General features: G+C 65.1%; 21 protein-coding genes. 11 read left to right on the forward strand and 10 right to left on the reverse strand.

Going from position 1 to position 23,838, the window contains the following annotated elements:
• The first annotated feature begins 6 nt into the window (after window positions 1-6).
• The gene (locus B3E94_RS04500; protein WP_236235158.1) at window positions 7-552 is read left to right on the forward strand and encodes a PadR family transcriptional regulator; all 546 of its coding nucleotides are present in this window, start codon (window positions 7-9) and stop codon (window positions 550-552) included.
• Window positions 545-1,303, forward strand: coding sequence for a siderophore-interacting protein (locus tag B3E94_RS04505; protein ID WP_286912482.1), 759 nt, complete (start codon window positions 545-547; stop codon window positions 1,301-1,303). Before B3E94_RS04500 ends, B3E94_RS04505 begins: the two co-directional genes overlap by 8 nt.
• Before the next feature lie 118 nt (window positions 1,304-1,421).
• On the opposite strand, the gene B3E94_RS04510 is transcribed toward B3E94_RS04505, so the two are convergent.
• Together B3E94_RS04510 and B3E94_RS04515 are read right to left on the reverse strand one after the other, a co-directional pair.
• The gene (locus B3E94_RS04510; protein ID WP_286912484.1) at window positions 1,422-2,063 is read right to left on the reverse strand and encodes a Pr6Pr family membrane protein; all 642 of its coding nucleotides are present in this window, start codon (window positions 2,061-2,063) and stop codon (window positions 1,422-1,424) included.
• A gap of 1 nt (window position 2,064) precedes the next feature.
• Window positions 2,065-2,286, reverse strand: a complete 222-nt coding sequence (locus tag B3E94_RS04515) for a VF530 family DNA-binding protein (protein WP_176511034.1) — start codon at window positions 2,284-2,286, stop codon at window positions 2,065-2,067.
• A 168-nt stretch (window positions 2,287-2,454) separates the two neighbouring features.
• Here B3E94_RS04515 and B3E94_RS04520 point away from each other — a divergent pair, with 168 nt between their 5' ends.
• From B3E94_RS04520 to cmoB, 7 genes are all read left to right on the forward strand, one after another.
• The gene (locus B3E94_RS04520) at window positions 2,455-4,506 is read left to right on the forward strand and encodes a TonB-dependent receptor (protein WP_286912485.1); all 2,052 of its coding nucleotides are present in this window, start codon (window positions 2,455-2,457) and stop codon (window positions 4,504-4,506) included.
• A 309-nt stretch (window positions 4,507-4,815) separates the two neighbouring features.
• On the forward strand, window positions 4,816-6,150 hold the full coding sequence (locus B3E94_RS04525; protein ID WP_286912487.1) for a carbohydrate porin: 1,335 nt from the start codon (window positions 4,816-4,818) through the stop codon (window positions 6,148-6,150).
• A 28-nt stretch (window positions 6,151-6,178) separates the two neighbouring features.
• The gene (locus tag B3E94_RS04530) at window positions 6,179-8,590 is read left to right on the forward strand and encodes a glucose/quinate/shikimate family membrane-bound PQQ-dependent dehydrogenase (RefSeq protein WP_176511031.1); all 2,412 of its coding nucleotides are present in this window, start codon (window positions 6,179-6,181) and stop codon (window positions 8,588-8,590) included.
• A 182-nt stretch (window positions 8,591-8,772) separates the two neighbouring features.
• On the forward strand, window positions 8,773-11,193 hold the full coding sequence (lon, locus tag B3E94_RS04535) for an endopeptidase La (RefSeq protein ID WP_176511030.1): 2,421 nt from the start codon (window positions 8,773-8,775) through the stop codon (window positions 11,191-11,193).
• Between the two features lie 151 nt (window positions 11,194-11,344).
• Window positions 11,345-11,737 carry a protease inhibitor I42 family protein gene (locus B3E94_RS04540; RefSeq protein ID WP_176511029.1) on the forward strand — a complete coding sequence of 131 codons (393 nt, stop codon included), beginning with the start codon at window positions 11,345-11,347 and terminating at the stop codon, window positions 11,735-11,737.
• 165 nt (window positions 11,738-11,902) lie between these two features.
• Window positions 11,903-12,646, forward strand: coding sequence for a carboxy-S-adenosyl-L-methionine synthase CmoA (gene cmoA / locus B3E94_RS04545; RefSeq protein WP_286912488.1), 744 nt, complete (start codon window positions 11,903-11,905; stop codon window positions 12,644-12,646).
• Window positions 12,643-13,599 carry a tRNA 5-methoxyuridine(34)/uridine 5-oxyacetic acid(34) synthase CmoB gene (gene cmoB / locus B3E94_RS04550; RefSeq protein ID WP_286912489.1) on the forward strand — a complete coding sequence of 319 codons (957 nt, stop codon included), beginning with the start codon at window positions 12,643-12,645 and terminating at the stop codon, window positions 13,597-13,599. Before cmoA ends, cmoB begins: the two co-directional genes overlap by 4 nt.
• A gap of 71 nt (window positions 13,600-13,670) precedes the next feature.
• Here the strand turns inward: cmoB and B3E94_RS04555 are convergent, their stop codons facing one another.
• Complete coding sequence (locus B3E94_RS04555; RefSeq protein ID WP_236235165.1) at window positions 13,671-13,877, reverse strand: hypothetical protein; 207 nt, start codon at window positions 13,875-13,877, stop codon at window positions 13,671-13,673.
• Between the two features lie 334 nt (window positions 13,878-14,211).
• On the opposite strand from B3E94_RS04555, the gene B3E94_RS04560 reads away from it, so the two are divergent.
• Both B3E94_RS04560 and B3E94_RS04565 read left to right on the forward strand, forming a co-directional pair.
• Window positions 14,212-14,883, forward strand: coding sequence for a heavy metal response regulator transcription factor (locus tag B3E94_RS04560; RefSeq protein ID WP_176511023.1), 672 nt, complete (start codon window positions 14,212-14,214; stop codon window positions 14,881-14,883).
• Window positions 14,883-16,265: a heavy metal sensor histidine kinase gene (locus B3E94_RS04565; protein WP_286912491.1), complete on the forward strand. Its 1,383-nt coding sequence runs from the start codon at window positions 14,883-14,885 to the stop codon at window positions 16,263-16,265. The genes B3E94_RS04560 and B3E94_RS04565 overlap by 1 nt, the downstream gene beginning before the upstream one ends.
• A gap of 128 nt (window positions 16,266-16,393) precedes the next feature.
• On the opposite strand, the gene pdxJ is transcribed toward B3E94_RS04565, so the two are convergent.
• The 7 genes from pdxJ to B3E94_RS04600 form a co-directional block, all read right to left on the reverse strand.
• Complete coding sequence (pdxJ, locus tag B3E94_RS04570) at window positions 16,394-17,116, reverse strand: pyridoxine 5'-phosphate synthase (RefSeq protein ID WP_371871918.1); 723 nt, start codon at window positions 17,114-17,116, stop codon at window positions 16,394-16,396.
• A gap of 61 nt (window positions 17,117-17,177) precedes the next feature.
• On the reverse strand, window positions 17,178-17,861 hold the full coding sequence (gene recO / locus B3E94_RS04575) for a DNA repair protein RecO (protein ID WP_286912493.1): 684 nt from the start codon (window positions 17,859-17,861) through the stop codon (window positions 17,178-17,180).
• Between the two features lie 53 nt (window positions 17,862-17,914).
• On the reverse strand, window positions 17,915-18,817 hold the full coding sequence (era, locus tag B3E94_RS04580) for a GTPase Era (protein WP_176511019.1): 903 nt from the start codon (window positions 18,815-18,817) through the stop codon (window positions 17,915-17,917).
• Window positions 18,810-19,499, reverse strand: a complete 690-nt coding sequence (gene rnc / locus B3E94_RS04585; protein WP_016395642.1) for a ribonuclease III — start codon at window positions 19,497-19,499, stop codon at window positions 18,810-18,812. Before rnc ends, era begins: the two co-directional genes overlap by 8 nt.
• 162 nt (window positions 19,500-19,661) lie before the next feature.
• Window positions 19,662-20,516 carry a signal peptidase I gene (lepB, locus tag B3E94_RS04590; RefSeq protein ID WP_176511018.1) on the reverse strand — a complete coding sequence of 285 codons (855 nt, stop codon included), beginning with the start codon at window positions 20,514-20,516 and terminating at the stop codon, window positions 19,662-19,664.
• A 5-nt stretch (window positions 20,517-20,521) separates the two neighbouring features.
• Window positions 20,522-22,321, reverse strand: coding sequence for a translation elongation factor 4 (lepA, locus tag B3E94_RS04595; RefSeq protein WP_176511017.1), 1,800 nt, complete (start codon window positions 22,319-22,321; stop codon window positions 20,522-20,524).
• A 183-nt stretch (window positions 22,322-22,504) separates the two neighbouring features.
• The coding region (locus B3E94_RS04600) for a DegQ family serine endoprotease (RefSeq protein WP_286912496.1) at window positions 22,505-23,838 on the reverse strand (1,334 nt) is incomplete at its 5' end.

A 23,838-nucleotide genomic window follows, 5' to 3' on the forward strand; every position in this document is an offset into this window, starting at 1 on the left:
ACCCTCATGCGCGACCCTTACGCCCATGACCCCTTCGAACGCCGCCCCGGCCGCGGTGAGCGCGGCCCTCGGGTATTCGCCCCCGGCGACCTGAAACTGCTGATGCTGTCGCTGCTGGCCGAACAGCCCGGGCACGGCTACGACCTGATCCGCCAGATCGAAAACCTCTTCGACGGCAGCTACACGCCCAGCCCCGGGGTCATCTACCCCACCCTCAACTTCCTCGAGGAAGCCGAACTGATCAGCGGCCAGGTGCAGGGCAGCAAACGCCTGTACGCCATCACCGACGCCGGCCGCAGCGCCCTCGGTGAACAGGCCGTGGCCCTAGACGGCGTGCGCATGCGCATCGAAGTCAGCAAGCGCGCCCTGCGTGGTCACGACCGCCCGCCACAGATCCACGAAGCGGTCGGCAACCTGCGCCATGCCCTGCACATGCACAGCGGCCACTGGAGCCCCGATGAAATCCAGCGGGTGTGCAACCTACTCAACGAAACCGCCAAGGCCATCGCCGCCGGGCCGGCCGACACCGCTACGGAGATTCCCCATGAGTGACAGCATCCACCGCGTCAACCACGAAATCCGCCAGCGCAGCCTGCAGGTACTGCGGGTCACCGAACTGACCCCGCGCATGCGCCGCATCACCTTGGGTGGCGCGCAGCTGCAAGGCTTCACCAGCCTGGGCAGCGACGACCACATCAAGCTGCTGTTTGCCGAAACGCCCGAGCAGCAGCAGGCCATCGACGCCGGCAACCTGGGGCGCGACGGTGCCGTGCGGCCGACCATGCGCGAATACACGCCGCGGCGCATCGACCTGGCCAACCTCGAACTGGACATCGACTTCGTGCTGCATGGCGATGGCCCGGCCTCGACCTGGGCAGCCCAGGCGGCGCCCGGGCAGACGCTGAACATTGCCGGGCCGCGCGCCTCGATGGTGGTGCCGGATATCTTCGACAGCTACCTGCTGATTGGCGACGAGACGGCCATCCCCGCTATCGGCCGACGCCTGGAGGAACTGCCGGCAGGGCGCCGGGTGCTGGCGGTGGTGCAGATCGAGGATGAGCAGGAGCGCCAGCCGTTGCCGAGCCGGGCGCAGGTAGAAGTGGTCTGGGTGAGGCGCGATGAGGATTTGCTGGCGTTGCTGAAGGGGCTGAGCTTGCCCGAAGGCAAGCTGTACAGCTGGGTAGCCCTGGAGAAGTCGCTGACTCGGCAGGCCAAGGCCTTGTTGCTGGAGAAGGGCGTTGCCGAAGATGCGCTCAAGGCGGCGGCCTACTGGCGAGCGGAAGGTTCTGCTGACGACGAGTGATCGGCTTGGTCTTCACCGGCCCCATCGCCGGCAAGCCGGCTCCCACAGGTACCCCCACAATTTCAATCATGTGGGGAACCCGTGGGAGCCGGCTTGCCGGCGATAGGGCCGCTACAGGCTAAGCAAATGTACGCACCCGCCGCCCTTTCCAGCGATCAAGCCCCAACAGCACCAGCCCGATCCCCCAGAACCCCGCCAGCACCCCCAGCGCATTGAGCATCACCTGCCCAAAACCCAGGCTCGCCACATCGATGAACGGATACGCATACAGCCCGATCTCGCTGCCCCGCCACAGCGCATAGGCAAAATACACCGCCGGGTACAACGCCCACACCGCCAGGTGCCAGAGCCGCAAGTGGCCCTTGGGCACGGCAAACCACCAGTACACCGCATACAGCACCGGCATCACATCGTGCAGCAGCTCGTCCGCCAGCCACTGCCACCCCTGCGGGTGCCACAGATGGCGCAGCAACAGGCTGTAGGCCAGCGCCACCAGGATGATACTGGCGGCCACGGCCGAGCTCACCGCTGGCGACAGGAACAAGCGCTTGGCGCCGCCTTCGCGGCCGAATGCCGCGTAGCTCACCACCGTCGCCACCAAGGTATTGGTCAGCACCGTGAAATAGCCGAACAGGTTGATCAGCCCACCGATGAGGCTGGCCTGCTCCTGCCAGCGGGCCAGCAGCACCAGGTACACCTGCACCGCGAGCCCCAGCCAGCCCAGCACGGCCATCGCGGTCAGCCAGGGATGGCGCGGCATGTCAGGCCTTGCGCTGCAGTTTCACGTAGAGCTGCTCGACCTTCTCCCGCGCCCAGGGCGTCTTGCGCAGGAAGGTCAGGCTCGACTTGATGCTCGGGTTGCTCTTGAAACAGCGCACGTCCACGCGCTCGGCCAGCCCCTCCCATTGGTAGTGCGCCACCAGCTCGGTGAGGATCTGTTCGAGGGTCTTGCCGTGCAGCGCGTTGTGTTGGGCCGTGCTCATGCCAGTGCTCCAGCGGGGAAAAGATGCGCACCTTACACGAGTGTAGTGACGGGTGGGACCTGCAGTGGCCGGTGAAAAAGCGCTGGCCAGGGGTAAATCCTCTGTGCTGAAATAGTGATGTTATATTGTAACAACACAAAAGCATCTGCCAAGGAACGTCACAGCCCCATGCTGCACATCCCGCTCCGCCTCTCCCCCCTCACCCTCGCCCTATGGTTCGCCGCCTCGCCCAGCCAGGCCGTGGAACTCGAACCCCAGGTCATCACCGCCAACCCGCTGGGCAACCACCAACTCGCGGCGCCGAGCACGGTGCTCGCCGGTGACGACCTGCTGCAACAGCAACACGGCAGCCTCGGCGAGACCCTCAACAAACAGCCTGGCGTGGCCTCGACCTGGTTCGGCCCGGGCGCCAGCCGCCCGGTCATCCGTGGCCTGGACGGCGACCGCATCCGCATCCTGCGTAACGGCGTCGGCGCCCTGGACGCCTCGTCGCTGTCCTACGACCACGCCGTGCCACTCGACCCCGTCACCGTCGAGCGCGTGGAAATCGTCCGCGGCCCCGCCGCCCTGCTGTATGGCGGCAACGCCATCGGCGGCGTGGTCAACACCTTCGACAACCGCATCCCGGACGCGCCGATCGAAGGCATCCACGGCGCCGGTGAGCTGCGCTACGGCGGCGCCGACACCACCCGCAGCAGCGCCGGCAAGCTCGAGGCCGGCGACGGCGCCTTCGCTCTGCACCTGGACGCCAACAGCCGCCAGTTCAACGACCTGCGCATCCCCGGCTACGCGCGCAGCTCGAACGTGCGCAGCGCCGACGACACCGGCAGCAAGCACCGCCTGGACAACAGCGACGGCCGCCAGGATGGCGGGGCGATCGGCGGCGCCTACCACTGGGACCACGGCTACACCGGCCTGTCCTACAGCCGCTACGACAGCAACTACGGCTCGGTTGCCGAGCCCGGCGTGCGCCTGGACATGCAGCAGGACCACTACGGTTTCGCCTCCGAGCTGCGCGACCTGGACGGCCCGTTCAGTTCGGTCAAGGTCGATGCCGGCTATACCGACTACCAGCACCGTGAAATCGAAAGCGGCGAGGTGCACACCACCTTCAAGAACAAGGGTTACGAGGCGCGCGTCGAGGCTCGCCACCAACCCCTGGGCCCAATCGAAGGCGTGGTCGGCGCCCAGGTCAGCCGCAACGAGTTCTCGGCACTGGGCGAAGAAGCTTTCGTGCCACACACCGACACCGACAGCCTGGCGCTGTTCATGCTCGAGCAATGGCAAGCCACCGAACGCTTGAACCTGAGCCTGGGCGCGCGCCTGGAACATACCCGCGTGGACCCGGACGCCAAGGGCAACGAAACCTTCGCCGACGCCGACAGCGCCAGCAGCTTCAACGCCTACAGCCTGTCTTCCGGGGCGCTGTACCAGCTCGACCCGGTCTGGTCGTTGGCCGCCAACCTCGGCTACACCGAACGGGCCCCGACGTTCTACGAGCTGTACGCCAACGGCGCCCACGTCGCCACCGGGGCCTACGAGGTCGGCGATGCGAGCCTGAACAAGGAAAAGGCCATTTCCGCCGACCTGGCCCTGCGCTTCGACAACGGCACCCACAAGGGCAGCGTCGGGGTCTTCTATAGCCACTTTCGCAACTACATCGGGCTGATCGGCACCGGCAACCTGCGCGAAGGCCACGACCATGACCATGGCGAGGAGGACCATGACCACGACCACGATCACGACCATGGCGACTTCCCCGAGTACCAGTACCAGGGCGTGCGGGCGCGGTTCTATGGCATCGAGGCCCAGGACCGCTGGCAACTGCTGCAAAACCAATATGGCAACTTTGCCCTGGAGCTGTCGGGCGACTACACCCGGGCGAAGAATCTCGACAGCGGCGAGCCGTTGCCGCGCATTGCACCGCTGCGCCTGAACAGCGGCCTGGTGTGGGAGCTGGAGCGCTGGCAGGCGCGGGTGGATGTGCAACATGCCGCCTCGCAGCACCGCACGCCGGCCAACGAAACCAGCACCGACGGCTATACCACGCTGGGGGCGAGCGTGGGTTACCGCTTCGACATCGGCCAGAGCCAGTGGCTGGCCTTCGTGCGCGGCGAGAACCTGACGGACCAGACCGTGCGCTATGCCAGCTCGATCCTGCGCGATATTGCACCGGCACCTGGGCGTAGCGTGGAGGTGGGTTTGCGCACGACCTTCTGATCGCAAGCGCCATCTGTGGGAGCGGGCTCGCCCCGCGAAGAGGCCGGCTCAGGCAGCAGAGCAGGCTGGCACGGGCTTCGCCCGTGTTCGCGGGGCAAGCCCGCTCCCACAAGGTGATGTCCCTCAACTGTTACCCGATTGGCAACAATCCACTGCGACAATTTGTCTTTTTTTCTTACAAATTCCCCTATATCCTCCCCACCGCAAGCTGAATCGCTTCATCTAACCCCTTTGTCGCCCTATTCGTTGAAGGTCCACACCTTCGATGCGCTTGCGGTTTTCTCAATAATCAGAAGATAGCGCTATCTCATGCTCCAACTGCCCAAACCCTGCTACATCGGCCTGGCCCTCGGCGCCCTGGCCACCCCTGCCAGCGCCAGCGAGCCCTTCGCCAGCGATTCCCCCTGGATGCTCGGTGACTGGGGCGGCACCCGCAGCGAGCTGCTGGAAAAAGGCTACGCATTCACCCTCGGCTACACCGGCGAAATGGGCAGCAACCTGCACGGCGGCTACGACCATGACCGCACCGCGCGCTACAGCGACCAGTTCACCTTTGGCAGCCACCTGGACCTGGAGAAGGTCCTTGGCTGGCAAGCCACCGAACTGCAGCTGACGGTGACCGAACGCCACGGCGACAACATCAGCAACGACCGCATCAACGACCCGCGTGTCGGCGGCTTCACTTCCGCCCAGGAGGTCTGGGGCCGGGGTGAAACCTGGCGGCTGACGCAGATGTGGATCAAGCAGAAGTACTTCGACGGCGCCCTGGACGTGAAATTCGGCCGCTTCGGCCAAGGCGAGGACTTCAACAGCTTCCCCTGCGACTTCCAGAACCTGGCCTTCTGCGGCTCGCAGGTGGGCAACTGGGCCGGCAGCATCTGGTACAACTGGCCGGTCAGCCAGTGGGCCCTGCGCGTGCGCTACAACCTCAGCGACGCCCTCTACGCCCAGGTTGGCGTGTTCGAGCAGAACCCCTCCAACCTCGAGTCGGGCAATGGCTTCAAGCTCAGCGGCAGCGGCACCCAAGGCGCCGTGATGCCGGTCGAACTGGTGTGGAGCCCGGCGGTCAATGGCCTGAAAGGGGAATATCGCGCCGGCTACTACTACAGTAATGCCAAGGCACAGGATGTTCTCAAGGACAGCAACGGCCAGCCGGCCGCCATCAGTGGCGCCGCTTACCGCAGCAGTTCGAGCAAGCACGGCCTGTGGATCGGCGCCCAGCAGCAGATCACTGCGCAGGCTTCCGACCAGTCGCGCGGCCTGAGCCTGTTCGCCAACGCCACGGTGCACGACAAGAAGACCAATGCCATCGACAACTATGTTCAGGCAGGACTGCTATTCAAGGGCCCCTTCGACGCCCGCAGCCAGGACGACATCGGTTTCGCCCTGGCCCGCGTGCACGTCAATCCCGCCTACCGCAAGAACGCCCGCCTGGCCAACCAGGCCGCCGGGCTCGACGACTACGACAATCCCGGCTACCTGCCCGTGCAGGACACCGAGTACAGCGCCGAACTCTACTACGGCATTCACCTGGCCGACTGGCTCACCGTGCGCCCGAACCTGCAGTACATCCGCCATCCGGGCGGGGTGTCGCAGGTCGACGACGCGGTGATCGCCGGCCTGAAGATCCAGAGCACGTTCTGACAACTTTCAACCTAACGGAGAACATACGATGAGCACTGACGGTGCCAAGAATGGAAGCCGCTGGCTACCGCGCCTCGTGGGCGTACTGCTGTTGCTGATGGGCCTGGCCCTGTTGGCCGGCGGGATCAAGCTGAGCCAGCTCGGCGGGTCGCTTTACTACGTGATTGCCGGTATCGGCTTTGCCCTCTCGGGCGCCCTGCTGCTGGCTCGCCGGCGCATCGCCCTGGGCCTGTATGGCCTGGTGCTGCTGGGCAGTACAGTGTGGGCCTTGCTCGAAGTGGGCCTGGACTGGTGGCAGCTGGTGCCGCGCCTTTCCCTGTGGTTCGCCATCGGCGTGGTGCTGCTGCTGCCGTGGGCACGCCGCCCGCTGATCGGCCCGGCGGCCAAGGCCAACACCGCGCTGCTCGGTGTTGCCGTGCTGGCCTCGGGCGCTTGTGCCCTGGGCAGCCAGTTCACCCACCCAGGTGAGGTGTTTGGCGAACTCGGCCGCGACAACAGCGAAATGGGCAGCGCCGCCCCGGCCATGCCCGACGGCGACTGGCAGGCCTATGGCCGCACCGAGCATGGCGACCGTTATTCGCCGCTGCGCCAGATCACCCCGCAGAACGCCTATCGCCTGGAAGAGGCCTGGCGCATCCGCACCGGCGACCTGCCGACCGACAAGGACCCGGTCGAGCTGACCAACGAGAACACCCCGCTCAAGGCCAACGGCATGCTCTATGCCTGCACGCCGCACAGCAAGGTGCTGGCCCTGGACCCGGACACCGGTGCCGAGATCTGGCGCTTCGACCCGCAGATCAAGACCCCGGTCGGCACCTTCAAGGGCTTTGCCCACATGACCTGCCGCGGCGTCTCGTACTATGACGAAAATGCCTACGTCAGCCGTGACGGCAGCCCCGCGCCGAAAGTCTCCGACGCCGGCCAAGCCGTGGCCCAGGCCTGCCCGCGCCGCCTCTACCTGCCCACCGCCGATGCCCGCCTGATCGCCATCAATGCCGACAACGGCAAGGTCTGCGAAGGCTTCGCCAACCAGGGCGCGATCGACCTGACCACCGGCATCGGCCCGTTCACCGCCGGCGGCTACTACTCCACCTCGCCGGTGGCGATCACCCGCAGCCTGGTGATCATCGGCGGCCACGTCACCGACAACGAGTCGACCAACGAGCCGTCCGGCGTCATTCGCGCCTACGACGTGCACGACGGGCGCCTGGTGTGGAACTGGGACAGCAACAACCCCGACGACACCAAGCCCCTGGCCCCCGGCAAGCAGTACAGCCGCAACTCGGCCAACATGTGGTCGCTGGCCAGCGTCGATGAAGAACTGGGCATGGTCTACCTGCCCCTGGGCAACCAGACCCCTGACCAGTGGGGCGCCGACCGCACCCCAGGCGCCGAGAAGTACAGCGCCGGCGTGGTCGCCCTGGACCTGGCCACCGGCAAGGCCCGCTGGAACTACCAGTTCACCCACCACGACCTGTGGGACATGGACGTTGGCAGCCAGCCGACCCTGGTGCACCTGAAGACCAAGGACGACGTGAAGCCGGCGATCATCGTGCCGACCAAGCAGGGCAGCCTGTACGTGCTGGACCGCCGCGACGGCACGCCGATCGTGCCGATCCGCGAGATCCCGGTGCCGCAGGGCGCCGTCAAGGGTGACCACACCGCACCGACCCAGGCCCGCTCCGACCTCAACCTGCTCGGCCCCGAGCTGACCGAACAGGCCATGTGGGGCGCCACGCCGTTCGACCAGATGCTATGCCGCATCCAGTTCCGCGAACTGCGCTACGAAGGCCAGTACACCCCGCCGTCCGAACAGGGCAGCCTGGTGTACCCGGGCAACGTCGGCGTGTTCAACTGGGGCAGCGTGTCGGTCGACCCGGTGCGCCAGCTGCTGTTCACCTCGCCCAACTACATGGCCTTCGTGTCGAAGATGGTGCCGCGTGAACAAGTGGCCGCCGGCAGCAAGCGCGAAAGCGAGACCAGCGGCGTGCAGCCCAACACCGGCGCACCCTATGCTGTGACCATGCACCCGTTCATGTCGCCGCTGGGCGTGCCGTGCCAGGCGCCGGCCTGGGGCTACGTGGCCGCCATCGACCTGTTCACCAACAAGGTGGTGTGGAAGCGCAAGAACGGCACCACCCGTGACAGCACCCCGGTGCCGATCGGCCTGCCGGTGGGCGTGCCGAGCATGGGCGGCTCGATCGTCACTGCAGGTGGCGTGGGCTTCCTCAGCGGTACCCTGGACCAGTACCTGCGCGCCTATGACGTGAACAACGGCAAGGAGCTGTGGAAATCGCGCCTGCCAGCGGGTGGCCAGGCCACGCCGATGACCTACACCGGCAAGGACGGCAAGCAGTACGTGCTGATCGTCGCCGGCGGCCACGGTTCGCTGGGTACCAAGATGGGCGATTACATCATCGCTTACAAATTGGCTGAGTAAGCCACCGCCACATCGCCGGCAAGCCGGCTCCCACAGGGGCTCTGCCTGTGGGAGCCGGCTTGCCGGCGATGTGGCCGGTACGGGCGCGAAGATGAAAGCGCTCCCCTGCTGCCTTCGTCTACCATTGAAACCCTTCCCCCCGCGCCCCATCTAAGCACCATAGTCATTCACGCAGGTGCCCCATGAGCGACCAGCAGGATTTCCCGGAACAACCCGACGAACACCGCGAAGCCGAACACCTCGATACCCAGGCCGAAGCCGGCCACGCCCTCGCCCTGCCCGGCCAGCAACTGCCGGACAAGGTCTACGTGATCCCGATCCACAACCGCCCGTTCTTCCCGGCCCAGGTGCTGCCGGTGATCGTCAACGAAGAACCGTGGGCCGAAACCCTCGACCTGGTGGCCAAGACCCCGCACCACTCCCTGGCGCTGTTCTTCATGGACACCCCGCCTGAAGACCACCGCCACTTCGACACCTCGGCGCTGCCGGAGTACGGCACCCTGGTCAAGGTGCATCACGCCAGCCGCGAGAACGGCAAGCTGCAGTTCGTTGCCCAGGGCCTGACCCGGGTACGCATCCGCACCTGGCTCAAGCACCATCGCCCGCCCTACCTGGTCGAGGTCGAATACCCGCGCCAGCTGGCCGAGCCGACCGACGAGGTCAAGGCCTATGGCATGGCCCTGATCAATGCGATCAAGGAACTGCTGCCGCTCAACCCGCTGTACAGCGAAGAGCTGAAGAACTACCTAAACCGCTTCAGCCCCAACGACCCGTCGCCGCTCACCGACTTCGCCGCGGCGCTGACCTCGGCCACCGGCAACCAGCTGCAGGAAGTGCTCGACTGCGTGCCCATGCTCAAGCGCATGGAAAAGGTCCTGCCGATGCTGCGCAAGGAAGTCGAGGTGGCGCGCCTGCAAAACGAGATTTCCGCCGAGGTCAACCGGCAGATCGGCGAGCACCAGCGCGAGTTCTTCCTCAAGGAGCAGCTCAAGGTCATCCAGCAGGAGCTGGGCCTGACCAAGGACGACCGCAGCGCCGACCTCGAGCAGTTCGAGCAGCGCCTGCAAGGCAAGACCCTGCCCGAGCAGGCCAAGAAGCGTATCGACGAAGAGATGGGCAAGCTGGCCATCCTCGAAACCGGCTCGCCCGAATACGCCGTCACCCGCAACTACCTGGAATGGGCCACCGCCCTGCCCTGGGGCGTGTACGGCAAGGACAAGCTCGACCTCAAGCATGCGCGCAAGGTGCTCGACCAGCACCATGCCGGCCTTGACGACATCAAGGAACGCATCCTCGAATTCCTCGCCGTGGGCGCCTGGAAGGGCGAGATCAGCGGCTCCATCGTGCTCTTGGTCGGCCCGCCTGGGGTGGGCAAGACCAGCATCGGCAAGTCCATCGCCGAATCCCTTGGCCGGCCGTTCTACCGCTTCAGTGTCGGCGGCATGCGCGACGAGGCGGAGATCAAGGGCCACCGCCGCACCTACATCGGCGCCCAGCCGGGCAAGCTGGTGCAGGCGTTGAAGGATGTCGAGGTGATGAACCCGGTGATCATGCTCGACGAAATCGACAAGATGGGCCAGAGCTACCAGGGCGACCCCGCCTCGGCGCTGCTTGAAACCCTCGACCCCGAGCAGAACGTCGATTTCCTCGACCACTACCTGGACCTGCGCCTGGACCTGTCCAAGGTGCTGTTCGTGTGCACCGCCAACACCCTGGACTCGATCCCCGGGCCGCTGCTCGACCGCATGGAAGTCATCCGCCTCTCGGGCTACATCACCGAAGAGAAGCTGGCCATCGCCAAGCGCCACCTGTGGCCCAAGCAACTGGACAAGGCCGGCGTCGCCAAGGCCAGCCTGAGCATCAGCGACAGCGCCCTGCGCATGGTGATCGAGGGCTATGCCCGCGAAGCCGGCGTGCGGCAGCTGGAAAAACAGCTGGGCAAGCTGGTGCGCAAGGCCGTGCTCAAGCTGCTGGAAGACCCGGATGCCAAGCTCAAGATCGGCACCAAGGACCTTGAAGCCGCACTGGGCATGCCGGTGTTTCGCAGCGAACAGGTGCTGGCCGGCAAGGGCGTCATCACGGGCCTGGCCTGGACCAGCATGGGCGGCGCCACGCTGCCGATCGAGGCGACCCGGATCCACACCCTCAACCGTGGCTTCAAGCTCACCGGCAAGCTGGGTGACGTGATGAAGGAGTCCGCTGAAATCGCCTACAGCTACGTCAGCTCCAACCTCAAGCAGTTCGGCGGGGATCCGGCCTTCTTCAATGAGGCCTTCATCCACCTGCACGTCCCCGAGGGCGCCACGCCCAAGGACGGCCCGAGTGCTGGCATCACCATGGCCAGCGCCCTGCTGTCGCTGGCCCGCGACCAGGCGCCGAAAAAAGGCGTGGCGATGACCGGCGAGCTGACGCTCACCGGCCAGGTGCTGCCGATTGGCGGCGTGCGCGAGAAGGTGATTGCGGCGCGGCGGCAGAAGATTTTCGAGCTGATTCTGCCCGAGCCCAACCGTGGCGACTTCGAGGAACTGCCGGAGTACCTGCGTGAAGGGCTGACGGTGCATTTCGCCAAACGCTTTGCCGACGTGGCGAAAGTGCTGTTCTGACCTGCACTGGCCTGATCGCCGGCAAGCCGGCTCCCACGGGATTTCGCCAAACCTGTGGGAGCCGGCTTGCCGGCGATGAGGCCTCAAGCACCAGCACAAATTCTCATCGGCTTCGGTTATCCTCAGGCCATCGCCAGCCTTCGGAGCCACCATGACCGCCCCTCGTCTGCTCGTTCCCCTGAGCCTCGCCCTGCTCACCGCCTGCGCCCAGCAGCCCAAACAAGCTGTGGAACTGGACGCCGAAAGCGAATGCCCCAAGCGCCTGCAAGTTGGCCAGGCGCTGACCCTGACCCTCCCCAGCAACCCCACCACCGGCTACCGCTGGCTGGTGCAGAACCCCGCCTCGAACGTGCTGCGCAGCCTCGGCCCCGAGGTCTACAGCGCCCCCGAGGACGCCGGTATCGTTGGCAGCTCGGGTATTTCCAGCTGGCGCTTCGAAGCCCGCGCAGCCGGTGAGGGGCATCTGGTGCTGGTCTATCAGCAGCCGTGGGCGCCGGAAGTACGCCCTGTGCAGACGTTCGACTGTGCCATCAAGGTGAATTGAACGCCGTTCAGGCCGCTTCGACAGCCGCTTTCGGGCTGCAACGACCTCGGCAAACATTCGCCCTTTCTCCTGCAGGCTCTTCTGTCGCTTCGGTCTGATAAATAGGCAGCCACGGCCGCTTTTGGCTAGAATATTGCCCCCTCATCACCCACGCTTGAGCCTGCCGTGAGCCAATCCCCCGACCGCCTCTTCTCTCAACCTCTGGAACAGGTGCCCGACTTCGCCTTCAACGAAGACGTGGTGCGCGTGTTCCCGGACATGATCAAGCGCTCGGTGCCCGGCTACCCGACCATCGTCGAGAACCTCGGCGTGCTCGCGGCGCGTTTCGCCCAGCCGCACACCAGGCTGTACGACCTCGGCGCCTCGTTGGGTGCCGTCACCCAGTCGCTGCGCCGCCATGTGCGCAGCGAGGGCTGCCAGGTGATCGCCGTGGACAACTCGGCGGCCATGGTCGACCGCTGCCGGCAGTACCTCACCGCGCAAGACTCGATGTTCCAGGAACTGCTGCCGGTGCAGGTGCTGGAGGCCGACATCCTGGCCCTGCCCTTCGAGCCTGCCTCGGTGGTGGCGATGAACTTCACCCTGCAGTTCATCGCCCCCGATCAGCGCCTGGCGCTGCTCGGGCGCATCCGCCAAGCCCTGCTCCCCGGCGGCGCACTGATCCTCTCGGAGAAACTGCGTTTCGCCGACGACGAGGAACAGGCCCTGCTCAATGAACTGCACCTGGACTTCAAACGCGCCAATGGCTACAGCGAGCTGGAAATCGCCCAGAAACGCAGTGCCATCGAGAACGTGATGAAGCCCGACACCCTGCAGGCCCACACCGAGCGCTTGCGTGCGGCAGGCTTCAGCAAGGTGGTGCCGTGGTTCCAATGCCTTAACTTTGCCTCGTTGATAGCCCTGCCATGATCGATCTGTCTCCCCTCGTCCGCCGCCTGGCGGGCACGCCCCTGGCTTCCTGGTCGCAAGGCCTGCAAGCGCAACTGGATGCCAAGCTGGAAAAAGGCCACGGCGACCTCGACCGCTGGCGCGGCGCGCTGGACGCCTTGCCAGCCCTGCAACCGAGCGTGGTCGACCTGGCCGAGGGCCTGCGCCTGGATTGCGACTGCGACGACGCCACCCGCGCCCAAGTGCGCGATGCGCTGATGGGGCTGTCGCCCTGGCGCAAAGGGCCGTTCGACCTGTTCGGCGTGCACGTGGACACCGAATGGCGCTCGGACTGGAAGTGGTCGCGGGTCGGCCCGCACCTGGACCTCAAGGGCAAGCGCGTGCTCGACGTGGGCTGTGGCAATGGCTACTACCAGTGGCGGATGCTCGGCGCCGGTGCCGACATGGTCATCGGCGTCGACCCCAACTGGCTGTTCTTCTGCCAGTTCCAGGCCGTGCAGCAGTACCTGCCCGAGCTGCCCGCCTGGCACCTGCCCTTCGCCCTGGAAGACCTGCCGGCCAACCTCGAAGGGTTCGACACGGTGTTCTCCATGGGCGTGTTCTACCACCGCCGCGCGCCCATCGAGCACTTGCTGGCGCTCAAGGACTGCCTGGTCAAGGGCGGCGAGCTGGTGCTGGAGACGCTGGTGATCGAAGGTGACGAGCAGCAAGTGCTGGTGCCCGAGGACCGCTACGCGCAGATGCGCAACGTCTGGTACCTGCCCTCGGTGCCGGCGCTGGAGCGCTGGCTGCGGCGTGCCGGTTTCAGCGACGTGCGCTGCGTGGATGTGAGCGTGACCAGCGTCGAGGAACAGCGCAGCACCGAGTGGATGCGCTACCAGTCGCTGGGCGACTTCCTCGACCCGAACGACCACAGCAAGACCGTCGAAGGCCTGCCGGCCCCGCGCCGCGCCACGTTGCTGGCGCGCAAATAAAAAAAGCGCCCCTTGGGGGCGCCCAAATCACACCTGTGCCGAGGAGCTGTTTCGGCGCAGGTGCCGTTGCCTCAGTCCTGCGCCACCTTGCGCGCGTTTTCCTGGGCCTTGCGCTCACGCTCGGCGAGCGCCTGCTGCTTGTCGTCGCCGTGCAGGCGCTGCTGGTCCTGGCGGAAGGCTTCCCAGAATTGCCGGGAGCGCTCCGCGCCCCCTTCGGCATAGACGCTGGCGCTGCCCAGGGCGAGGGTCGCCAGCAACAGGTATTTGCTCAGGTTCATCGTGCTTGCCTCGTGATAACCGATCAGACAGGGCCATCCTAGCCACGCGCAGCTAACGCCAAGGTGAGGGGGGGATTACAGTCTTGCAATGTGGCGTCAACGCTGACCCTATCGCCTGCAAGCCGGCTCCCACAGGGGTCTTTGCTAGTTTCATCGATCTTTGTGGGAGCCGGCTTGCCGGCGATTGGGCCCTGGCAGACAGCCAGATAACACCAGGATTACAAATCCGTTATCTGCCCCGTTTTCGCTTTCGCATGCCGTAACATCCTGCCGCTTGACCCTGATGCAGCTACAGGGTCGAGAATCGCCCCCCTTCCATTGCCCCGAGCCCCCCATGCGCCTACTCATCATCGAGGACGAACTGCGAACCGCCGATTACCTGCAGCAGGGCCTGCGCGAGAACGGCTACGTGGTCGATTGCGCCCACACCGGCACCGACGGCCTGCACATGGCCCGCCAGCAGCCTTATGACCTGGTCATCCTCGACGTCAACCTGCCCGAACTCGATGGCTGGACCGTGCTGCAGCGCCTGCGCGCCGAGTCGCCCACGCGCATCATGATGCTCACTGCCCACGGCCGCCTGGCCGACCGGGTCAAGGGCCTGGACCTGGGCGCCGATGACTACTTGCTCAAGCCGTTCGAGTTTCCCGAGCTGCTGGCGCGCATCCGCAGCCTGCTGCGCCGCAACGACCAGCAGATGCAGCCCAGCACCCTGCGCGTCGCCGACCTGGAACTGGACCCCGGCCGCCACCGCGCCTACCGGGGCGGGCAGCGCATCGACCTGACCGCCAAGGAGTTCGCCCTTTTGCACCTGCTGATGCGCCAGAGCGGCGAAGTGCTGTCGCGCACGCAGATCATCTCCTTGGTGTGGGACATGAACTTCGACTGCGACACCAACGTGGTCGAGGTGTCGATCCGCCGCTTGCGGGCCAAGATCGACGACCCGTTCGAAGACAAGCTGATCCACACCCTGCGCGGCGTGGGCTACGTGCTGGAGGCGCGCTGATGCGCCAGGCCAGCCTGTCGCTGCGCCTGGGCCTGGGCGTGACCCTGATGGGCGCTGCGCTGGTGCTGTTGCTGGCCTGCCTGGCGGTGTTCGCCCTCGAGCATGAGCTCGACAGCCGCGCCCGCAAAGACTTGGCGCGCAAGATGCTGCAAGTCGAGCACAACCTGCGGGTCGACCTGCGCAGCGAAGACCTGGGCAGCCGCGCCCACCCGCTGCTCGACCTGGTGATGGGGCACGACAACCTGAGCCTCAGCGTGCTGGCCCTCGATGGCCGCCACCCGCACCTGCTGAGCCTCGGCCCGGCGCTAGAGTCGCGGGTGGGCGAGCTGTACACCGACAACCAGCTGCGCTTTCACCAATGGCGCGACAGCAGCGGCCAGCAGATGCTCACCGCCAGCCGGCAGATGCGCCTGCGCGATGACACGCCGGTGCGGGTGATGATGTCGCTCAACCGCGCTGACGACAACGACCTGCTGCAGGCCTACCTGCACTCGACCTTGCTGGCCCTGCCGCTGCTGTTGCTGCTGATCGGCGCCGGCGCCTGGTGGCTGGTGCAACGCGGCTTGAAACCGCTGCGCCACTTCCGCCGCATCGCCGGCAGGGTATCGGCCCAGGACCTGCAGCACCGGCTGCCCGACCATGGCTTGCCGCCAGAGCTGGCCGAACTGGCCACCAGCATCAATGTCATGCTCGACCGCCTGGACCAGGGCGTGCGCCAGCTGTCGCAGTTTTCCGACGACCTGGCCCATGAGCTGCGCACACCCTTGAGCAACCTGATGGGCAAGGCCCAGGTGACCCTGGCCCGCGAGCGCGACAGCGAGCAGTACCGGGAAGTGCTGGCCGACAGCATCGATGAGCTGACCCGCCTGAGCCGCATCATCAACGACATGCTGTTTCTCGCCCAGGTCAGCCAGCCCCAGATGCAAGTGGCGCTCAAGCCCTTGGCCCTGGCTGACGAGGCGCAGCAGGTGCTGGAACTGTTTGCCTACAGCGCCGAGCACAAGGGGCTGACGCTGCGGTTGCAGGGCTGGGGCACGGCCCTGGGCGACCGGCTGATGTTCCAGCGCGCGCTGTCGAACCTGCTGAGCAATGCGATTCGCCATAGCCCGCAAGGCTGTGAAGTCAGCCTGGGCATCGAACGGCACGGCAACGAGGTGTGGCTGTGGGTGGCGAACGAGGGGCCGGGGATTGCCGATGAACATCTGCCGCGGTTGTTCGAGCGGTTCTACCGGGCGGGGTCGGGGCGTTCGCGGCTGGAGGGTGGCACGGGGCTGGGGCTGGCGATCGTGGAATCGATCATGCAGTTGCATGGGGGGCGGGTCGAGGTACACAGCAGGCTGGAAGGGCCGACGCGCTTTACCCTGGTGTTCCAAGCTGAATGAAAGGCTGGACATACCGGCCTCTTCGCGGGGCAAGCCCGCTCCCACAGGCTAGCCACTGACTTTCAGGAAAGTGGGGTACCTGTGGGAGCGGGCTTGCCCCGCGAAGAGGCCGGTATGGGCACCCTGGATCAGCGCGAAGCCTGAACGATCAGCGCCTTCATCTCCGCCACCGCCGCCTTGAAGCCGACGAACAGCGCATGCGCCACCAGCGCATGGCCGATGTTCAGTTCATTGATGCCCTTGATCGCCGCTACCGCCTCCACGTTGTGGTAGTGCAGCCCATGGCCGGCGTTGACGATCAAGCCTTGGCCAACACCGAACGCGACGCCATCGACGATGCGTTTGAGCTCTTCAGCCACTTCGCTGGGTGTATGCGCATCAGCATAGCGGCCAGTGTGCAGTTCGATGGCCGGCGCGCCGACCCGGCGCGAGGCCTCGATCTGCCGCTCGTCGGCATCGATGAACAGCGACACCTCGGCGCCCGTGCGCGACAGGCGCTCGACCGCAGCCTTGATCCGTGCCTCCTGGCCGGCCACGTCCAGGCCGCCCTCGGTGGTCAGCTCCTGGCGCGTCTCCGGCACCAGGCAGATGTGCGCCGGGCGGATCTTCTCGGCGAACAGCATCATCTCTTCGGTCACGCCCATCTCGAAGTTCATGCGCGTCTGCAGCACGTCCTTGAGCACCAGCACGTCGCGCTCCTGGATGTGCCGGCGGTCTTCGCGCAGGTGCACGGTGATGCCGTCGGCGCCGGCCTCTTCGGCGTCCAGCGCGGCTTTGACCGGGTCCGGGTAGCGGGTGCCGCGGGCCTGGCGCAAGGTCGCCACGTGGTCGATGTTGACGCCCAGAAGCATGCGGTTGCTGTGAGTCACGGAAGGCTCTCCTGAAGATTTAGCCCCACAGCATACGACGTGCTCAGCGCTTGCGAAACAGTTCCCGGCTGACCAGTGGTTTTGCCCCCAGGTGCACCGCCAATGCCTGGCGCATCAAGCGCTTGGCCGCAAGCAAGGCGCCGGGTGCCTGCCAGTCGGCCTGGCCCAGGGCCAGCAGCTCGGTGCCGTGAAAGAGGCCGGGCTGCACCAGGTACACCCGCTCAAGGCCAGCGTCGACCCGCAGACGATAGAGGCCATCGGCCGCGATGGGCTCGTCGTTGATGTCGTGGCTGAGCGAAAAGGCATAGCCCAGGTCATACAGCAGGCGCCATTCGAAGGCGCGCAACAGCGGCTCCAGCGGCCTGCCTGCAGCCAGCGCCTGCAAGGTCAGGGCGTAGTGCTCGAACAGCTCGGGCTGAGGCGCCTCGGCGGGCAGCAGGCGCATCAGCAGCTCATTGAGGTACAGGCCACTGAACAGCGCATCGCCATGCAGCCAGGCGGCGATGCCGACGCTGTCCAGGCGCCCGACATTCTTCAGCTCGCCGCGCCCGCGCAACTCCACTTCCAGCGGCACGAACGGCCGAACCAGGCTGCCGCCCTTGCCGCGCGCGCGGCGCAGCACCGCGCGCATGCGGCCCTGGGGCGTGAAGAAGTCCACCAGCGCGCTGGTTTCCTTGTAGGCACGGCTATGCAGCACGTAGGCCGGCTGGGCGACGGGTTGTTCCATGGAGAATCGCCTGGAAAGGCAGAGGCCCGGAGATATCCGGGCCTCTGGAGGGGTTACAAGTCGCCGTAGCCCAGCGAACGCAAGGCGCGCTCGTCATCGGACCAGCCGCCTTTGACCTTGACCCACAGGTTGAGCATGACCTTGGCGTCGAACAGGGTTTCCATGTCCTTGCGCGCATCGGAGCCGATACGCTTGATGCGCTCGCCCTTGTCGCCAATGATGATCTTCTTCTGGCCGTCTCGCTCGACCAGGATCAGGGCATGGATGTGCAGCACGTGGCCTTGCTGCTTGAACTCTTCGATCTCCACGGTGATCTGGTACGGCAGCTCTGCACCCAGCTGGCGCATGATCTTCTCGCGCACCAGTTCGGCGGCCAGGAAGCGGCTGCTGCGGTCGGTGATCTGGTCTTCCGGGAAGAAGTGCTCGTTTTCCGGCAGGTGCTTGGCGATCAGCGCTTCCAGCGACTCCAGGTTGTGCCCCTGCTGGGCCGAAATCGGCACGATCTCGGCATTGGGCAGTTGCTCCTGCAGCCACTTGAGGTGCGGGATCAGCTCGGCCTTCTCGTCCATGCGGTCGGTCTTGTTCACCGCCAGGATCACCGGGCCGGTCACGTACTGGATGCGCTCGAGCACCAGTTGGTCCTCGTCGGTCCAGCGCGTGCGGTCGACCACGAAGATCACCACATCGACGTCCTTCAGGGCCGCCGAGGCGTTGCGGTTCATGTAGCGGTTCAAGGCCTTGTCGTTGGCCTTGTGCATGCCGGGGGTGTCGACATAGATCGCCTGCACGTCACCCTCGGTCTTGATGCCGAGCATGTTGTGGCGGGTGGTCTGCGGCTTGCGCGAGGTGATCGCCAGCTTCTGCCCGAGGATGTGGTTGAGCAGGGTCGACTTGCCCACGTTGGGGCGGCCAACGATGGCCACATAGCCGCAGCGGGTCGGGTTGTTCTCAGTCATTGCCATTCTCCACGCCCAGGGCGATCAATGCGGCGGCGGCGGCGACTTGCTCGGCAATACGCCGGCTCACGCCCTGGCCACGGCTCTTGTTGTTCAGCAGCACCACTTCGCATTCGACGAAGAAGGTGCGGCAGTGCGGTTCGCCCTGGATGTCCACCACCTCGTAACGTGGCAGCTCGCAGCTACGCGACTGCAGAAACTCCTGCAGGCGGGTTTTCGGGTCCTTGTTGGTATCGACCAGCGTCAGGCTGTCGAATTCGTCGGTCAGCCAGGCCAGGATGCGCTCGCGCGCCGTCTGCATGTCGGCGTCCAGATAGATGGCACCAATCAGCGCTTCCAGGGCATCGGCCAGGATCGACTCGCGGCGAAAGCCACCACTCTTGAGCTCTCCCGAGCCCAGGCGCAGGTATTCACCCAGGTCGAAACCCCGGGCCAGGCGGGCCAGGGTCTCGCCCTTCACCAGGCGGGCACGCAGGCGCGACAGTTGGCCTTCGCGGGCCTGCGGGAAGCGCTCGAACAGCGCCTCGGCAGCGACGAAGTTGAGAATGGAGTCACCGAGAAACTCCAGGCGCTCGTTGTTGCGCCCGGCGTAGCTGCGGTGGGTCAGGGCCAGCAACATCTGGTCCTGGTTCTTGAAGGTGTAGCCGAGCTTGCGCTCGAGACGGGCAAGGGGAGCAGTCATGCAGCCACCCGTGGGTTATTCAACGCGTTGTTCAAATCAACATCCTGGAAGACTGTTGGGCTGTGGTCCGTCGCGGCGAGCGGCGAAACTCTCGATCCTTGAGAACACAGCCTATGTCAGAAATGCATTCGGCGCTGTCTTCAGGACAGCGCCGATGGGGTATCAATGGATCAGGCCAACCCGCGACAGGTTGGGCAGGTGGCTGAGTTTCGGCTCTGGCCAGCTCATCCACACCGCGAAGGCCTTGCCGACGATGTTCCGGTCCGGAACCATGCCGTGCAGCTCCTTGGGAATGTTCGGGTCATCCCAGTAGCGGCTGTCGTTGGAGTTGTCACGGTTGTCGCCCATCATGAAGTAATGGCCAGCCGGCACGGTCCATTGCTGGTCCGGCGGCATGCGATAACGGGTCATCTCCTTGCGGATCAGGTGCTCGGCGGCGCCGAGTTTTTCCTTGTACAGCTCGGCGCTGCCCAGGGTGCCTGGCTCGGCGCCAACCAGTTGCTCGGCAATCGGCTGGCCATTGACGAACAGCCGCTTGTCGCTGGTGTAGCGCACCTGGTCGCCCGGCAGGCCAACCACACGCTTGATGTAGTTGACGTTCGGGTCGCTCGGGTAGCGGAACACCATCACATCGCCGCGCTGTGGGTCACCAACCTCGATGACCTTCTTGTCGATCACCGGCAGGCGAATGCCATAGGAGAACTTGTTCACCAGGATGAAGTCGCCCACTTCCAGGGTCGGTTTCATCGACCCCGACGGAATCTGGAACGGCTCGACCAGGAACGAACGCAACACCAGCACGATGAACAGCACCGGGAAGAACGACTTGCCGTACTCCACCAGCAGCGGTTCCTTGTTCAGGCGCTCGACCACCGCCATTTCTGGCTGGTTGACGCTACCCTGGTAGTTGGCGACCGCTGCCCGCCGGCGCGGGGCCAGGAACAGCAGGTCGATCAAGCCCAACAGGCCGCAGACGGCTACGGCGATGACTAGCAACAGCGGGAAATTTAGCGACATAGGACCTAGCTATCCAACCTGAGCACGGCGAGGAAGGCTTCTTGTGGAATTTCCACGTTGCCGACCTGTTTCATGCGTTTCTTACCGGCCTTCTGCTTCTCCAGCAGCTTCTTCTTACGGCTGACGTCGCCGCCGTAGCACTTGGCCAGTACGTTCTTTCTGAGTGCCTTGACCGTCGTCCGCGCGATGATCTGGCCGCCAATGGCTGCCTGGATCGCCACGTCGAACATCTGCCGAGGGATCAGTTCCTTCATCTTTTCGGTCAACGCACGGCCTTTGTAGGCCGCGTTGTCGCGGTGCACGATCAATGCCAGGGCATCGACCTTGTCGCCGTTGATCAGTACATCCAGCTTGACCAGGTTGGCCGACTGGTAGCGATCGAAATGATAGTCCAGCGAAGCATAGCCGCGGCTGGTCGACTTCAGGCGGTCGAAGAAGTCCAGTACCACTTCGTTCATCGGCATGTCGTAGCGCACCTGCACCTGGCTGCCAAGGAACTGCATGTCGCGCTGTACGCCACGCTTCTCGATGCACAGGGTGATGACGTTGCCCAGGTGCTCTTGAGGCACGAGGATGGTCGCGGTGACGATCGGCTCGCGGAAGTCGGCGACTGCCGACACGTCCGGCAGCTTCGACGGGTTGTCGACGATGATGGTTTCGCCGGTCTTGAGCTCGAGCTCGTAGATCACGCTCGGTGCGGTGGTGATCAGATCCAGGTCGTACTCGCGCTCCAGGCGCTCCTGGATGATCTCCATGTGCAGCATGCCGAGGAAGCCGCAACGGAAGCCGAAGCCCAGGGCGTCGGAGCTCTCTGGCATGTACTGCAGCGACGAGTCGTTGAGGGTCAGCTTCTGCAGCGCATCGCGGAAGTCTTCGAAGTCATCGGAGCTGACCGGGAACAGGCCGGCGTAGACCTGCGGCTGGATCTTCTTGAAGCCTGGCAGCACTTCCACTTCAGGGGTGGTGGACAGGGTCAGGGTGTCACCGACCGGTGCACCGTGGATGTCCTTGATGCTGCCGATGATGAAGCCTACTTCACCGGCCTTGAGGTCGGCGGTCTGGGTGTGCTTGGGGGTGAATACGCCCACGCTGTCGACCAGGTGCGTCTTGCCGGTCGACTTGACCAGGATCTTGTCGCCCTTCTTGACACGGCCCTGGCGCACACGCACCAGCGAGACCACGCCCAGGTAGTTGTCGAACCAGGAGTCGATGATCAGCGCCTGCAACGGCGCGTCGATGTCGCCTTCCGGCGCCGGGATGGTCTGCACCAGGCGCTCGAGCACCTCGTCGACGCCCATGCCGCTCTTGGCGCTGCAGGCCACGGCGTCGGTGGCGTCGATGCCGATGATCTTTTCGATCTCGTCCTTGACGCGGTCCGGGTCGGCTTGCGGCAGGTCCATCTTGTTCAGGACCGGCATCACCTCCAGGCCCTGCTCGATGGCGGTGTAGCAGTTGGCCACGGACTGGGCTTCGACGCCCTGGCCGGCGTCCACCACCAGCAAGGCACCTTCGCAGGCCGCCAGCGAGCGCGAGACTTCATAGGTGAAGTCGACGTGGCCGGGGGTGTCGATGAAGTTGAGCTGGTAGACCTTGCCGTCCTGCGCCTTGTAGTTCAGCGTGACGCTGTGGGCCTTGATGGTGATACCGCGTTCACGCTCAAGGTCCATGGAATCGAGAACCTGGGCTTCCATTTCGCGCGCCGACAGGCCACCGCACATCTGGATGAAACGGTCGGCCAGCGTCGACTTGCCATGGTCGATGTGGGCGATGATGGAGAAATTGCGGATATGACTCAAATCACTCACGGGTCAACACTCGAAAAGGCTGCGAGCCGGAACGCCCGCCGAAAAATAGCCGGGAATTGTACCTGAAGCCGCAGGGATATGGGAGATTCCTCTGTCGCACAGTGTCCGCGCATTTTCGCCAAGAATTGTGAAATCTCATGAAAAAGGGCAGCCGAAGCTGCCCTTTCCTCCTTCAGGCCCGGCTTATTCCGCCAGCTTGAAGGTGATGAAGCTGGCGCGCCCCTGGCGCAGTACGCGCATGGACACCGAACGGTTCTTCGGCAGGTCCTTGGCAATTTCGGTGAACTGCTTGGCCGAAGCGATCGCCTGGTTGTTCAGGTGGCTGATGACATCACCCGGACGCAGGCCGATCATCGCTGCCGGGCCGTCCTGGACTTCCTTGATGACCACGCCGCCCTTGAGCTCCAGCGACTTCTTCTGCTCGGCGGTCAGGTCGGAGACCGAGACGCCCAGGCGGTTGCTGCTGCGCTCGGCACTGCCTTCTGCGCCGCTGCCGGTGCCGATGTCGGCGTCGTCATCGGGCATCGCGCCAATGGTCACATCCAGGGTCTGGCGCTTGCCGTTGCGGATGATCTCCAGCTTGGCCTTCTCGTCGGCCTTGAGGGTACCGACCAGGTGCGGCAGGTCAGCCGACATGACGATCGGCTGGCCGTTCATGCTCAGGATCACGTCGCCCACCTGCAGGCCGCTCTTGGCTGCCGGGCCATCTTCCAGCACCTGGGCCACCAGGGCACCGGCTGGCTTGTCGAGGCCGAAGGACTCGGCGAGGTCCTTGTTGACCTCCTGGATCACCACGCCCAGCCAGCCGCGGCTGACCTTGCCGTCTTTCTTCAGCTGGTTGGACACATCGATCGCCACGTCGATCGGGATGGCGAAGGACAGGCCCATGAAGCCGCCCGAACGGGTGAAGATCTGCGAGTTGATACCCACCACTTCGCCCTTCATGTTGAACAGCGGCCCGCCGGAGTTGCCCGGGTTGATGGCAACGTCGGTCTGGATGAAGGGTACATAGGTGTCGTTGGGCAGGGTACGGCCCTTGGCACTGACGATACCTTTGGTCACCGAGTGGTCGAAACCGAATGGCGAACCGATGGCCAGCACCCACTCACCGACCTTGAGCTTCTCGGAGTCACCCAGCTTGACGGTCGGCAGGTCCTTGCCCTCGACCTTGAGCAACGCCACGTCGGTGCGCGGGTCGGTGCCGACCAGCTTGGCCTGCAGCTCGCTGCGGTCCGACAGGCGCACGATGATTTCGTCGGCATCGGCAACCACGTGATTGTTGGTCAGCACGTAGCCATCGCTGGAAATGATGAAGCCAGAGCCCAACGACTGCGCCTCACGCTGGCGATCACCACGCGGCGAACGCGGCTGCTGCGGCATGTTGCGCTCGAAGAACTCGCGGAACATCGGCGGCAGGCCTTCGAGGTCCGGCATCTGCCCGGAAGCGACGCGGCGGTCTGGCAGCTTCTGCTTGGTACTGATGTTGACCACCGCCGGCGAGGCCTGCTCGACCAGGG

The sequence above is a fragment of the Pseudomonas sp. UBA6315 genome, assembly GCF_002438125.1.
In the GTDB taxonomy this organism is placed as follows: domain Bacteria; phylum Pseudomonadota; class Gammaproteobacteria; order Pseudomonadales; family Pseudomonadaceae; genus Aquipseudomonas; species Aquipseudomonas faucium.